This window comes from Citrobacter tructae (genome assembly GCF_004684345.1).
GTDB classification, from domain to species: domain Bacteria; phylum Pseudomonadota; class Gammaproteobacteria; order Enterobacterales; family Enterobacteriaceae; genus Citrobacter; species Citrobacter tructae.
Genome location: NZ_CP038469.1, coordinates 3,016,712 through 3,030,665, shown reverse-complemented (window position 1 = coordinate 3,030,665; position 13,954 = coordinate 3,016,712). Strand labels below are relative to the sequence as shown.

The 13,954-nt window shown below is 55.8% G+C and carries 11 protein-coding genes; 3 read left to right on the top strand and 8 right to left on the bottom strand.

Annotated features, from left to right (window positions below; translation table 11 throughout):
- Positions 1-69 precede the first annotated feature (69 nt).
- On the top strand, positions 70-1,383 hold the full coding sequence (gene gltP, locus E4Z61_RS15215; protein ID WP_135323503.1) for a glutamate/aspartate:proton symporter GltP: 1,314 nt from the start codon (positions 70-72) through the stop codon (positions 1,381-1,383).
- A 53-nt stretch (positions 1,384-1,436) separates the two neighbouring features.
- On the opposite strand, the gene yjcO is transcribed toward gltP, so the two are convergent.
- Positions 1,437-2,126 carry a Sel1 family TPR-like repeat protein YjcO gene (gene yjcO / locus E4Z61_RS15210; protein WP_135323502.1) on the bottom strand — a complete coding sequence of 230 codons (690 nt, stop codon included), beginning with the start codon at positions 2,124-2,126 and terminating at the stop codon, positions 1,437-1,439.
- 103 nt (positions 2,127-2,229) lie between these two features.
- Positions 2,230-4,377 carry a formate dehydrogenase subunit alpha gene (gene fdhF / locus E4Z61_RS15205; protein ID WP_135323501.1) on the bottom strand — a complete coding sequence of 716 codons (2,148 nt, stop codon included), beginning with the start codon at positions 4,375-4,377 and terminating at the stop codon, positions 2,230-2,232.
- A gap of 288 nt (positions 4,378-4,665) precedes the next feature.
- Here fdhF and E4Z61_RS15200 point away from each other — a divergent pair, with 288 nt between their 5' ends.
- Positions 4,666-5,397 carry a response regulator gene (locus E4Z61_RS15200; RefSeq protein ID WP_135323500.1) on the top strand — a complete coding sequence of 244 codons (732 nt, stop codon included), beginning with the start codon at positions 4,666-4,668 and terminating at the stop codon, positions 5,395-5,397.
- Here E4Z61_RS15200 and E4Z61_RS15195 read toward each other — a convergent pair whose 3' ends face one another.
- The 6 genes from E4Z61_RS15195 to E4Z61_RS15170 form a co-directional block, all read right to left on the bottom strand.
- On the bottom strand, positions 5,398-6,402 hold the full coding sequence (locus tag E4Z61_RS15195) for a carbohydrate kinase family protein (RefSeq protein ID WP_135323499.1): 1,005 nt from the start codon (positions 6,400-6,402) through the stop codon (positions 5,398-5,400).
- A complete protein-coding gene (locus E4Z61_RS15190; RefSeq protein ID WP_135323498.1) occupies positions 6,399-7,259 on the bottom strand; it encodes a ketose 1,6-bisphosphate aldolase in 861 nt (286 codons plus the stop codon). The genes E4Z61_RS15195 and E4Z61_RS15190 overlap by 4 nt, the downstream gene beginning before the upstream one ends.
- Positions 7,260-7,273: 14 nt before the next feature.
- Complete coding sequence (locus tag E4Z61_RS15185) at positions 7,274-7,957, bottom strand: D-lyxose/D-mannose isomerase (protein ID WP_135323497.1); 684 nt, start codon at positions 7,955-7,957, stop codon at positions 7,274-7,276.
- Between the two features lie 68 nt (positions 7,958-8,025).
- The gene (locus E4Z61_RS15180) at positions 8,026-8,967 is read right to left on the bottom strand and encodes an ABC transporter substrate-binding protein (protein ID WP_135323496.1); all 942 of its coding nucleotides are present in this window, start codon (positions 8,965-8,967) and stop codon (positions 8,026-8,028) included.
- 29 nt (positions 8,968-8,996) lie between these two features.
- Positions 8,997-9,992, bottom strand: a complete 996-nt coding sequence (locus E4Z61_RS15175; protein ID WP_135323495.1) for an ABC transporter permease subunit — start codon at positions 9,990-9,992, stop codon at positions 8,997-8,999.
- Entirely contained in the window at positions 9,985-11,508 is a 1,524-nt protein-coding gene (locus E4Z61_RS15170; protein ID WP_135323494.1) for a sugar ABC transporter ATP-binding protein, read from the bottom strand. The genes E4Z61_RS15175 and E4Z61_RS15170 overlap by 8 nt, the downstream gene beginning before the upstream one ends.
- Positions 11,509-11,622: 114 nt before the next feature.
- Here E4Z61_RS15170 and E4Z61_RS15160 point away from each other — a divergent pair, with 114 nt between their 5' ends.
- Positions 11,623-13,887, top strand: coding sequence for a hybrid sensor histidine kinase/response regulator (locus tag E4Z61_RS15160; protein WP_135323493.1), 2,265 nt, complete (start codon positions 11,623-11,625; stop codon positions 13,885-13,887).
- Positions 13,888-13,954 lie beyond the last annotated feature (67 nt).

Genomic DNA, 13,954 nt, shown 5'->3' with positions numbered 1-13,954 from the left:
ACCCTTTCAGTATGTACTATCCCCACATTACGCGTGTGGAATAGCGCTCCATCGAGGAAGTCCGTTGTTATGAAAAATTTGAAAGTCAGCCTGGCATGGCAGATTCTTATCGCCATGGTGCTGGGCATTTTGCTAGGGAGTTACCTGCATTACCACAGTGACAGCCGCGAATGGCTGGTGGTTAACCTGCTGTCTCCGGCAGGGGATATCTTTATCCACCTGATTAAAATGATTGTTGTGCCGATTGTCATCTCCACGCTGGTCGTCGGTATTGCTGGGGTTGGTGATGCCAAACAGCTGGGCCGTATTGGCGCCAAAACCATTCTCTATTTCGAAGTGATCACCACCATCGCCATTATCCTCGGCATTACGCTGGCGAACGTGTTTCAACCGGGTTCCGGGATTGATATGTCGCAGTTGGCGACTGTGGATATTTCGAAATATCAAAGTACAACCGCTGAAGTGCAGAGCCACGCGCATGGCCTGATGGGTACGATTTTGTCACTGGTGCCGACCAACATCGTTGCATCGATGGCGAAAGGCGACATGCTGCCGATTATCTTCTTCTCGGTGTTGTTTGGATTAGGTCTGTCTTCACTGCCAGCTACTCACCGCGAGCCGCTGGTGACTGTGTTCCGCTCCATCTCTGAAACGATGTTTAAAGTGACGCACATGGTGATGCGTTATGCGCCGGTCGGTGTCTTTGCGCTGATTGCCGTCACTGTAGCCAACTTTGGTTTTGCCTCCCTGTGGCCGCTGGCGAAGCTGGTGCTGCTGGTGCATTTCGCCATCCTGTTCTTCGCACTGGTAGTGCTGGGTATCGTGGCGCGTATCTGCGGTTTGAGCATCTGGATCCTGATTCGTATCCTGAAAGACGAGCTGATCCTGGCCTACTCTACCGCCAGCTCTGAGAGTGTGCTGCCGCGTATTATTGAGAAGATGGAAGCCTATGGCGCACCGGCCTCAATTACCAGCTTCGTGGTGCCAACCGGATACTCGTTTAACCTCGACGGTTCGACGCTGTATCAAAGTATCGCCGCGATTTTTATCGCCCAGCTGTACGGCATTGACCTGTCGCTGTGGCAGGAAATTGTGCTGGTGCTGACGCTGATGGTGACCTCGAAAGGGATCGCGGGCGTGCCGGGCGTATCATTTGTGGTGCTGCTGGCGACGCTGGGTAGCGTGGGTATTCCACTGGAAGGTCTGGCGTTTATCGCCGGTGTTGACCGTATCCTCGATATGGCGCGTACTGCGCTGAACGTGGTAGGTAACGCGCTGGCGGTGCTGGTTATCGCCAAGTGGGAACACAAATTTGACCGCAAAAAAGCGCTGGCCTATGAGCGTGAGGTTTTGGGCAAATTTGATAAGACCGCCAATCAGTAATTGATTGCGGGTTGCCTGATGGCGCCGTTCATCGCGCCATCAGGTGACAAACATCAACCGTTGGTTAACTTTTCAAACTCCTCGCAGCCGGTATCAAACCCTTCCGTACAGCTCAGATTCAGCCAGTGCAGCGCCTTCTGTTTATTCTTCTCAATAAAACCCTGCTCGCCGTTTAGGAACATCATCCCGGCCCAGTATTCGGAATACCCGGTACGCGAAATGGCTGAGCTGCGTTTGAAATACCAGGTGGCTTTGTCATCGTCTGCGGGAATGCCTACGCCGTTGGCGTAAATCAGCCCGAGCAGCATCTGTGCATCGACGGCAGAGTCGCTTTCCAGATTCTCAGAGGCGTTTTGTAACAGCGTAATAGCTTTGGGATAATTGGGGCGACCCGCCTGGGTGTTAACCAGGATACGTGCCAGGGTAATTTCGCCGCTCGTACTGCCCGCCTGGGCTGCCTTTTCAGCCAGCGTTTTGGCCTGCGGAAAATCCAGACTAACCGGATTGGTTATCTTAATTTGTGCCAGCAGGGCCCAGGCGTCCGGATCGCCGTTGTCGGCGGCTTTTTGCGCCCAGTATTCGGCTTTACTCAAATCACCTGAGCTAAACCAGGTATCGGCGAGAAAGTACTGTGCGCGTCGGTCACCTGCCTCTGCTGCCTGTAGATACTGACTTCCGGGCTCAGTATCACTGGCATGGGCAAAGAATGTCATAAAGAACATCAATGCAATGAGTTGTTTCATTTTGAGTTTTATTTAGGGTACGGAATGAACAGTATAAAGAGATCGTATGGATAAAAAAACAGCCTCCGGGCGGAGGCTGTTGCAGAACAGGTACGAAAACGGATTAACCCATCGCGCTTTCGCGCAGGCTGGCTTTCAGCTTGGTGTACTCATCAATCACATACTGCTCAGCAGTACGCTGGTCGGCAATGCGCTCAACGTTGACGGCACAGTACTTGTACTCCGGCGTTTTGGTAATCGGGCTTAAGTTCTCGGTTACCAGTTCATTACATGCCCCAATCCACCACTGGTAGGTCATGTAAATCGCGCCTTTGTTCGGACGATCGCTGACTGCCGCACGGGTGATAACGCGACCTTTGCGCGAGTTAACCCATACCAGATCTTCATCCTGAATACCCAGACGTTCTGCGTCGGCGGTGTTGATCTGGGCGTAGCCCGGTTCATCCGCTAACGCCGCCAGAGCCGCACAGTTGCCGGTCATGGAACGGCAAGAGTAGTGGCCGACTTCACGCACCGTCGACAGTACCATTGGGTACTCTTCAGTGAGCTTGTCGATTGGCGCGACCCAGTCACAGGTGAAGAACTGCGCCAGACCGTTCGGGGTGTCGAACTTTTCTTTGAAGAGGTAAGAGGTCCCCTGGTCGGCATCCGACGTATCGCGGCAAGGCCACTGGATATAGCCCAGTTCACCCATCTTCTCGTAGGTAGCGCCGTAGAAATCCGGGCACAGATGACGCAACTCATCCCAGATTTCTTGGGTGTTGTTGTAGTGCATCGGGTAGCCCATACGGGTGGCGATTTCACTGATAATCTGCCAGTCCGTTTTCAGATCCCACTTCGGCTCAACCGCTTTAAAGAAGCGCTGGAAGCCACGGTCTGCGGCAGAGTAGACACCTTCATGCTCACCCCATGACGTAGACGGTAAAATAACGTCTGCGGCAGCGGCGGTTTTGGTCATGAAGATATCCTGCACGATGACCAGTTCCAGATCCTCAAAGCCTTTGCGCACTGCGGAGAGTTCAGCATCGGTCTGTAACGGATCTTCACCCATAATGTACGCCGCGCGTACTTCGCCATGTGCCGCACGGTGCGGCAGCTCGCTGATGCGATAGCCGGTATGTGCAGGTAAGCTTTCCACGCCCCAGGCTTTAGCGAATTTCTCGCGGTTTTCCGGGAACTTAACGTACTGATAGCCCGGATAGGTATCCGGCAGCGCACCCATGTCGCACGCGCCCTGAACGTTGTTCTGGCCACGAACCGGGTTAACGCCCACGCTTGGCTTACCGAGGTTGCCGGTCAGCATGGCGAGGCTGGTCAGTGAACGCACGGTTTCCACACCCTGATAGAACTGGGTTACACCCATGCCCCACAGGATAGCCGCGCTTTTTGCCGATGCGTACATACGCGCAGCCTGACGAATTTCCTGAGCGCTTACGCCAGTAATGTCTTCAACGGACTCCGGCGTATAGCCTTCGACAATCTTGCTGTACTCTTCAAAGCCTTCCGTACGCGAGGCCACGAACGCCTGGTCGTACAGTTTTTCTTCGATGATGACATGACCCATAGCGTTGAGCAGCGCGATGTTCGAGCCGTTTCTTAACGCGATGTGCATGTCGGCAATGCGCGCGGTTTCAATTTTGCGCGGATCGCAGACGATAATTTTCGCCCCGTTGCGTTTAGCGTTAATCACGTGATTCGCCACGATAGGGTGGGAATCCGCCGGGTTGTACCCGAAAATAAACACTAAATCGGTGTTATCAATTTCGTTAATCGCATTACTCATTGCGCCGTTACCGACCGATTGGTGCAGACCTGCAACCGAAGGGCCGTGTCAGACGCGAGCGCAGCAGTCAACGTTATTGGTACCAATAACGGCGCGTGCGAATTTTTGCATTACATAGTTGGTTTCATTACCCGTTCCGCGAGATGAACCGGTCGTCTGAATGGCGTCCGGGCCATACTTCGCTTTGATAGCGCTCAGGCGGTTAGCCACGTAATCCAGCGCTTCATCCCAGGAAACAGATTCCAGTTTGCCGCCACGTTGGCGACGGATCATTGGGGTTTTCAGGCGAGGGGTTAGGATCTGGGTATCGTTGATAAAATCCCAGCCATAGTAGCCTTTCAGACACAAGGTACCCTGGTTGGTTTTCCCCTGCGCCGCCTCAGCCCGGACGATTTTGCCGTTATCGACCACCAGGTTGATTTTGCAACCTGATGCGCAATATGGGCAAACCGTGACGACTTTTTTCATCGGTCTCGCTCCAGTTAATCAAATCGCGCATACGCGCTTGTCGTTTTTGTTATGCATCTTTTATGCCATGTTTTTATCAGGGGCATCAGCCGATAATACGGGCATAATTTGCGCAAAACCCTGACGAAAAACAGGCTGTCGTCATATTTGACGTGACGAATCCCCAGGGTGTGACGGTCTGGCAGTGTGACCGAGGTTATGTTTCCCGCATGTGCTTGCGCCTTATCGCTGTCACTCTGCGCAGAATCATTCACACTCATTTGAGTTGGCGCGAGATGGGGAAAAACAATGAAGCCGGCGATACTGGTTGTGGATGATGACGTGGCGATCTGCACGCTTTTACAGGACGTGCTGAGCGAGCATGTCTTTGCAGTGACCGCCTGTCATAGCGGCCAGGAGGCGTTGCGCAGCATTGAGACGCAGCCAGATATCGCCCTGGTACTGCTGGACATGATGTTGCCTGATATCAACGGTTTGATGGTGTTGCAGCAGGTACAAAAGATGAGACCCGGCCTGCCAGTGGTGATGCTGACCGGTATGGGTAGCGAATCGGATGTGGTCGTCGGGCTGGAAATGGGTGCTGACGACTACATCGGTAAACCGTTCAACGCGCGCGTGTTGGTGGCACGGGTGAAGGCGGTGCTCAGACGTGTAGGCGTGCTCACACCTGAAAGTGCAGGTGTGCAAACCACCGGGCTTTCGTTTAATGGCTGGCATCTGGATACAGCGGGCTGCCAGTTGCGTAATCCTCAGCAACTGAATGTTGACCTTACGCAGGGCGAATACAGCCTGCTGCTGGCGCTGGCCCAAAACGCCCGTCGGGTGCTGAGTCGCGAGCAACTTTTAGAACTCACACGCAGTGACAGCGTCGAAGTGTTTGATCGCACCATCGATGTGTTAATCATGCGGCTGCGGCGAAAAATAGAGAACAACCCGCATCAGCCAATGCTGATCAAAACCCTGCGCGGGCTGGGCTATGTATTCGCCGCCGATGTGCAGCATCACGACAAGGCGGCGTAATCAGGCATCAGTCATTGCAGTTTTTAACTCTGCCAGCGTTTTCGCGCCGTCTATCGCGTTGGCGCACAGCAAACTGGCCCGCGCGCAGGCGTGTGCTAGCCGGATGCTCTCTTCCAGTGAGCAGCGCTCATGACAGCCATACAGGAAACCGGCGCAAAACGCATCTCCCGCCCCGACGCTGCCAACGATCTCCTCCTGCGCCAGGTATTGTGATGGGATCCAGACGCCCTCCCGATCCGGCGCTTCACCCCAGGCACCTTCCGGGCAGTGGATCACCACCCGTTGGCGCACGCCTGCATCCAGCAGTTCGCGCGCGGCAGTGGCGATGTGCGGGATATGCAGCTCGCCGTTGGGCTGACGAATTTCCAGCCCGCTAAACTCCCCGGCCTCCAACTCGTTAATCACCAGATAGTCGAGATGGCGCAGCGCAGGCATCACCAGCGGCTGGTAGCGCGGGTCGCCCTTGCGTGAGACCAGATCCAGCGATGTTTCAAAGCCGTTGTCGCGCATTTGCGCCAGTAGCCGTGCGCTACGAGTGCCAAATTCCACATCTGGCATATCCAGACTGTCGAGCAGCAGCAGATAACCGAGATGGAAGATTTTCATCGAAGTATCCAGTTGCTCAAAGGCGGGAAGATCCAGCAGCCGGTTGGCGCCGGGTGAGTGGAAAAAGGTGCGCTGACCGCTCGGGTCGGTCATTACCTGCGACATCGAGGTGGGCGCGAAAGTGGTGCGCTGCACGTGCTGACGATTAACGTGATACTGCTCCAGCATTGCCATGATGTAATCGCCGTCGCTGTCCTGGCCGATTAACCCCACCGCCTGCAGCGGCAAACCGGTGTGCATTTTCGCCAGCGTCAGCAGCACGTTCAGCGGCGCACCGCCCGTGGCACGTTCGCTGCGGGTGATCTCCGCCAGCCAGCCGCGTTCCGGCCACTGCACAATCTGATGTACATGATCGACCAGCATATTACCTGCGGCAATTATGCCTTTACGTTCCATCAGATCTGCTCCGCGCTGCCAAAAATGCGCATCTGTTCTGAAACGGTATCAGTAATGGCTTCTTCAATACTTAGCAGCAGTTCGGCAAATTCGTCGTACAGCGGCTGGCGGTTGCTCATCCGTGATTCGACTGCTGACAACGCCGCCTGCGACATGCCGGTGTAGAAGTTAATTTTGTGAATGCCGAGCTCAATAGCACGACGAAAATCGTCGTTGCTGATGCCGGAACCGCCGTGTAGCACCAGCGGGATTGCTGCCTGCTGGCGAATGGCGTCCAGACGCGGGAAGTCGAGTTTGGGTTCGCCTTTGTATTTGCCGTGCGCATTACCAATGGCGACTGCCAGCGCGTCAATTCCGGTTCTGTCGACGAAATCCCGCGCCAGCATCGGGTCGGTAAACAGTGATTCGTCGGCATGACCGTACAGCGCGCCACCTTCATCGCCACCTACTGCGCCCAACTCAGCTTCCACCGACACGCCGACGGCGTGGCACATCTTCACCACTTCGCGGGTCTGACGGATATTTTCTTCGTACTCCAGCGTGGAGCCATCGAACATCACTGAACTGAATCCTAAGCGTAGCGCTCGCACCACTGACTCAAAGTGCAGACCGTGATCAAGATTCAGCACCACCGGAATGTCATGCCTGGCGGCTTCGAACTTGACCGCTTCGACAAGGGAATCCAGCGAGATATATTTAAAATGTACTTCGGCGATGTTGATGATAAACGGTGAACGTTCCTGCTTTGCAGCGGCAAACAGCGCGCGCAGGAAATGTGAATCCAGAACGTTAAACGCCCCTAAGGCATAGCGGTGCTCGCGGGCATGGGCAAGGCCATCAGCGAGAGATATCAACGGCATAATGCGCTCCTTGGTTAGCGGAACAGGCGATACTCGTTACACAGCACCAGCAGCGCCGGTTCATCTTCTTCAATGTCGTTGTAGCGGGCGATAGGTTGCAGGAAATGGTTATCGTGGTCGTCATCATTGACCGAGGAAACTTCGCCAACCAGCACATCGCCAAACCCTTCTTCCGCCCAGAAGCTGTGATACAGTCCCGGCGGCAGGCAGATACTTTCACCGGGCGTCAGGCGCAACTGGCTGCCCGCCGCATGGGTTTGTCGACAGCCGTCAATCACCACGCTAACGTCGCTGTCCTCCTTTTGCTCCCGGATCCCCGCATTCCACAGTTCCACAATTAAATTACCGCCGCCGCGATTGATAATGTCTTCGCGTTTGCGCCAGTGAAAATGCATCGGTGTCACCTGTGCATCGCGAACATGCATGATTTTCTCGGCGTAGCATTTCTCAAAAGGCATGCCTTTCGGCGAACCATTGCGCAGGGTGAACAGCGTTAACCCTTGTGCGGCGAAATTGTTGCCGCCGAACGCGGTGACATCCCAACCGAGCTTGAGGTCGAAAACTTCGCTCCAGGCACTGGCGTCGAGCTTGCGCCATTGGGTTGGCGGGAAACTGGCGAAAGGTGGCAGGTGCACATCGTGCAGAGAAAAAAACTGGCGCGTGTGGCCAAGGATTTCGTTTATTGCGGAGCGTTTCATGGGCAGAATTCTCCTTATATCATGCCGGACAGGGCATTGATGCCGCCATCCGGCGTTGCATTGGCGGATTATTTCACCGTCCAACCCTTATAGCTGCCGACATTGTTTTTATCGATCATCGTCACCGGGATCAGCACGGGCTCTTTCGGTGCGGGTTTCCCCTGCAATATGTCATAGCCGATTTCGACCGCTTTGGCAGCCATCACCTGTGGATCTTGTGCCGGAGTCGCCACAAATAATGAATTTTCGCGCTTCAGCGCTTCTTCACCGTCTGGCGATCCGTCAACGCCGACGATAAAGAACTCGCTACGTTGTGCCTGTTTTGCCGCCAGATCGGCACCGATCGCGGTGGGATCGTTAATCGCAAACACGCCGTCGATCTTCGGATTGGCCGCCAGCAGGGCGGTCATGATCTCCAGACCGCCTTCACGACTGCCCTTGGCGTTCTGATTATGCGACAGCACCTTGATGTCCGGGTGGCGTTTGAACTCGGTCTGGCAGCCTTCCACGCGGTTCTGCACGGCGGAAACCGGAGGCCCGTTGATGATGACCACGTTGCCTTTGCCTTTTAGGCGGTCGGTAATGTATTTACAGGCCATTTCACCCGCCTGGGTGTTATCGGAGGTGATGGTGGCGTCTGCGCCTTCCGCCGCCACGTCAACGGCGACCACCACAATCCCTGCGTCTTTCGCGCGTTTTACCGCCGGGCCGATGCCTTTAGAGTCGGCGGCGTTAAGGATGATCATGTCGACTTTGGCGGCAATAAAGTTGTCGATTTGCGACACCTGCTGCCCCAGATCGTAGCCGCTGGAAACCAGCGTCACTTTGACGTTATCCCCCGCCAGTTTGCGCGCTTCCAGCTCCGCGCCTTTGGTTATCTGCACGAAGAACGGGTTGGCAAGATCGCCCACCGTTACGCCGATTGATTTCAGTTCTTTTGCCTGCACATAAGGCGTAGCGGCAAGCAGTGCGCCAGCACAGATCGCAGTCACTAATGGCTTCAAACGCATAGGGAATTCCTCAGGGTAAGATGTTGTTGTTATGCACTTTGATGGTGTCGGGTACGGTATTTGTCGATCAGCACCGCTATGATGATCACCGCCCCTTTGATCACCAGTTGCCAGAAATAAGACACGCCCATCAGCGTCATGCCGTTATTGAGCGTGGCGATAATCAGTGCCCCCACCAGCGTGCCGGTGATGGTGCCAATCCCGCCGACAAAACTGGTGCCGCCGAGGATCACCGCCGCGATGGCGTCCAGCTCATAGCCCATGCCTAAGTTGCCGTTGGCGCTGTACAGCCGCGAGGCGCTCATCACCCCGCCAAGACCGGAAAGCAGTCCACTCATGCCGTAGACGAATAACAGCACCAACCACACTTTGATGCCGGTTAAGCGTGCGGCCTGCATATTGCCGCCTACTGCGTAGATATGAACGCCGAGCGTCGTGCGGCGCAGAATGAACCAGCACACCGCAATGACCGCCAGCGCAATCACCACCAGCCATGGGATTGGCCCCAAATAGTTGTTACCAATCCACTCGAAACTGATATTGGAGTTAATCACCGTGGTGCCGTCCGCCAACAGATAGGCCGCGCCACGCAGCGCCGTATACGTCCCGAGCGTGACAATAAACGGCGGCAGTCCGGCAAAGGCGACCAGCGCGCCATTAAACAGCCCCAGCACCAGGCCGAGCATCAGCGCCGCCGGAATCGACAGCATCGCCAGCTCCGGAATAAGAGAAACGACCATCGCCGCCACTGCGGTGGTGCCGAGAATCGAGCCCACGGAAAGATCGATCCCGCCGGTGAGAATGATGAAAGTCATGCCCGCCGCCAGCACGATGTTGATCGACGCCTGACGCGTGATGTTCAGCAAGTTACTTTCGGTAAAAAAGTTTGGTGCGATAAAACCAAATACCGCCACAATCAGGATCAAAATGGGCAAGATACCGACTGTTTGCATCAAATCGCCCATCAGCATTTTTTTTGCGGAGGCGGATTTCGCCACCTGCCGGGGAGTGGTTGAATTATTCATGGGGTACCGCCTGATGGTGGGAGTCGTTCACGCCGGTTGCCAGCGTCATAATGTTTTCCTGGGTAATGCTCTGTCCGTTCAGTTCTCCGGCAATGCTGCCTTCGCGCATCACATACACCCGATCGCTCATGCCGACGACTTCCGGCAACTCACTGGAGATCATCAGGATCGCTACGCCTTTGCGCGCCATATCGTTCATGATCCGGTAGATCTCGCTTTTGGCACCGACGTCCACGCCGCGCGTGGGTTCATCAAGGATCAAAATCCGTGGGCCAATTGCCACCCAGCGCGAGATCAGTAATTTTTGCTGGTTGCCGCCGGACAAGCCGCCCGCGCGGACCTGCGCATGCGGCACGCGAATATTGAGCAACTGGATGGCGTCATCGGAAATGGCCTGCGCTTTTTTGCGATCGAGCATGCCCCAGTTGGCGTCACGCTCCAGCGTCGCCATGGTGATGTTCTCTGCTGCCGCCAGTTCCAAAAACAGCCCCTGTTCTTTGCGGTTCTCGGTCAGAAAGCCAATGCCGTGGTCGATTGCTTCACGCGGGGAGTGGACAACCACCGGCTCGCCGTCGACTTCAATCATGCCGCCGATAGCTTTGCGCACACCAAAAATCAGCTGCGCCAGTTCGGAGCGCCCGGCGCCGACCAGCCCGGCCAGACCGACAATTTCCCCGGAACGCACCAGTAAACTGCACGGCTGAACTTTGTTGCCGTCGGTCAGGTGATGCACGTTCAGGCGCGCTTTGCCTAAGGGGATATCGCGCTCTTTGTTGAACAGATCGCTTAACGGGCGACCGACCATCATGCGCACCAGTTCAGAGGCGTTAAGCTTGTCACGGGTTAAGCTGCCGACGTACTGCCCATCGCGTAATACGCTGACACGATCCGAGAGTTCATATACTTCTGCCATGCGGTGGCTGATGTAGATAATCGCCATCCCTTCATCGCGCAGGCGCATGATTAGCTCAAACAGGCGGTGAGTTTCACGTGAGGAGAGGGCGGCGGTGGGTTCATCCATTACCAGGATGCGGCTGTTACGGTGCAGGGCGCGGGCGATTTCCACCTGCTGCTGTTCGGCGATGGTCAACGTCATCACGCGATCGCTGGCCTTAAACTGCGCGCCAAGCCGGTCGATGACCTTTTGCGCCTGCATCACCATCTCTTTACGCTGGACCAGGCCACCACGCGACAGTTCGCTGCCGAGGAAGATATTTTCCGCTACTGTAAGATTTGGTGCGAGCTGCATCTCCTGATAAATCAGCGTAATGCCTGCACTAAGCGCATCCTTTGGCCCACGAATATGAAAAGGCTGGCCGTCAATCAGGATCTCACCACTGGTGGCGGTATAGGCGCCAGCAAGGATCTTCATCAGGGTGCTTTTTCCCGCACCGTTTTCGCCCATCAGCGCGTGGATCTCACCGGGCCAGACCGTCAAATCGACCCCTTTCAGCGCATAAAATTTGCCAAATGCTTTGGCAATATTGCGCATTTCCAGAACCGGTGTCTTGCTCATAACGGATCTCCTGCGGGGTGGCCGATATCAGCAGTCCATCACAGGAATGTAAATGCAAAATGTCAGAAGCCGTTCATATTTGTCATATTGCGATTTTTCTTCATGGAGCGTGATATGCCGCAACCCGGACGTCACTTTTTCGCCAGTGCGCGCGGGCGACTGCTGTTCTTTAACCTGCTGGTGGTCGCGGTCACGCTGATGGTGAGCGGCGTTGCGGTGCTGGGTTTTCAGCATGCCAGTCAGATCCAGGAGCAGGTGCAACAGCAAACGGTTGACGACATGACCGGCAGCATGAATCTGGCGCGCGACACGGCGAACGTGGCGACGGCGGCGGTGCGGCTGTCGCAGGTGGTGGGCGCACTGGAATACAAAGGTGAAGCGGAACGGCTACAGGAGACCCAACGCGCGCTGAAGCATTCGCTGGAACAACTGGCCAACGCGCCGCTGGCGCAGCAGGAGCCGGGGCTGGTCGAGCGTATTATCCAACGCAGTAATGAGCTGCAAAGTAGCGTAGAAGGCATGCTACAGCGCGGACAGTTGCGGCATCAGGAACGTAATGCGCTGCTCAGTTCGCTGTACCAGAATCAAAGTTACTTGCGACATCTGCAAAAACTCACCGGCGCGCAAGATGACGCGTTGCTTACGCAGATGGATCGCCTGATCGTCGCCGCCATTGGCACGCCCGCGCCGCGCTCGGTGATCAAACAGTTGGGCGACGTGATGCCTGCTTTTGGCCTGCAAAACACGAATGTACTGGTGAGCCGCATTCTGAGCGATTTCAACCAGGAACTGCATAAGCTGGAGCCGCTTTCGTCCGCGCTGGAGCAGAGCGATCTGGCGATCAGTTGGTATATGTTTCATATCAAAGCGCTGGTGGCAATCCTCAACAGCGACATCAACCAGTATGCCTCGCAGGTGGCGATTATATCCGAACAGCGGGTGGCGCAAAGTCATCAGGAGTTACAGTCCGGCGCGCTGTTTATCATGACTTTTGCGCTGCTGGCGATGGTGATCACCGGTTTTGCCGGCTGGTATATCTACCGCAATCTTGGTTCCAACCTGACGGCTATCTCGCGGGCGATGACCCGCCTGGCGCATGGGGAATCAGATGTCAGCGTCCCGGCCCTGCAACGCCGTGATGAACTGGGCGAACTGGCCCGCGCCTTTAGCGTGTTTGCCCGCAATACGGCGTCACTCGAGCACACCACCCGGCTGCTGAAAGAAAAAACCACGCAGATGGAAATCGACCGTACCGAACGTCAGGAGCTGGAAGAAGCGCTGCTGCACAGCCAAAAGCTGAAGGCGGTGGGGCAGTTGACGGGTGGATTAGCGCATGATTTCAATAACCTGCTGGCGGTGATTATCGGCAGTCTGGATTTGGTCAATCCGGATTCTCCCGATGCGCCGCGTATCAACCGGGCGCTAAAAGCGGCCGAGCGCGGGGCGATGCTGACCCAGCGACTGTTGGCCTTTTCGCGCAAACAGTCTTTGCATCCGCATGCGGTGGAGCTGAAAACATTACTGGAAAACCTGGGCGAACTGATGCGTCATTCGCTACCTAACACGCTGACGCTGGAAATTGAAGCCCAGTCGCCCGCCTGGCCCGCGTGGATCGACGTAAGCCAATTGGAAAACGCCATTATCAATCTGGTGATGAACGCCCGTGATGCAATGGACGGGCAGACGGGCACGATTAAAATTCGTAGCTGGAATCAGCGGGTCACGCGCAGCGACGGGCGTAAGCAGGACATGGTGATGTTGGAGGTAGCTGACCAGGGCTGCGGGATGTCGCAGGAGATTAAAGCCCAGGTCTTCGAACCGTTTTTCACCACCAAACAGACCGGTAGCGGCAGCGGATTAGGGCTGTCGATGGTGTACGGCTTTGTGCGCCAGTCCGGTGGTCGGGTGGAAATTGAGAGCGCGCCGGGGCAGGGAACCACGGTCCGGTTACAGCTTCCCCGCGCTATTGTACCGGTACAGATTCAGGCAGAACCGACAGCGGAACATGCGGCGAACAGTGGCGAAAAACTGGTGTTGGTGCTCGAAGATGAGGCCGACGTACGCCAGACGCTGTGTGAGCAGTTGCATCTGCTGGGGTATCTGACGCTGGAGGCCGCCAACGGCGAGCAGGCCATGCATATGCTGGCGGCTTCCTCAGAGATTGATATTCTTGTCAGCGACCTCATGCTACCTGGCGGGTTAAGCGGCGTGGATGTGGTTAACCATGCGTTGAAGCAATACCCGCAGCTGACCATCTTGCTGATCAGCGGCCAGGATTTGCGTCCGGCGCATAACCCTGCGCTGCCGGACGTGGCGTTATTGCGTAAGCCCTTTACCCGGGGGGAACTGGCGCAGGCGCTGCGCCACTCGCGTAATTGAGATTCCTCCGCTACTCGCGAGCAAGCGCTTTGATTACCGTGGAGCGAGTTTCTTTTTGAGGCTGGCT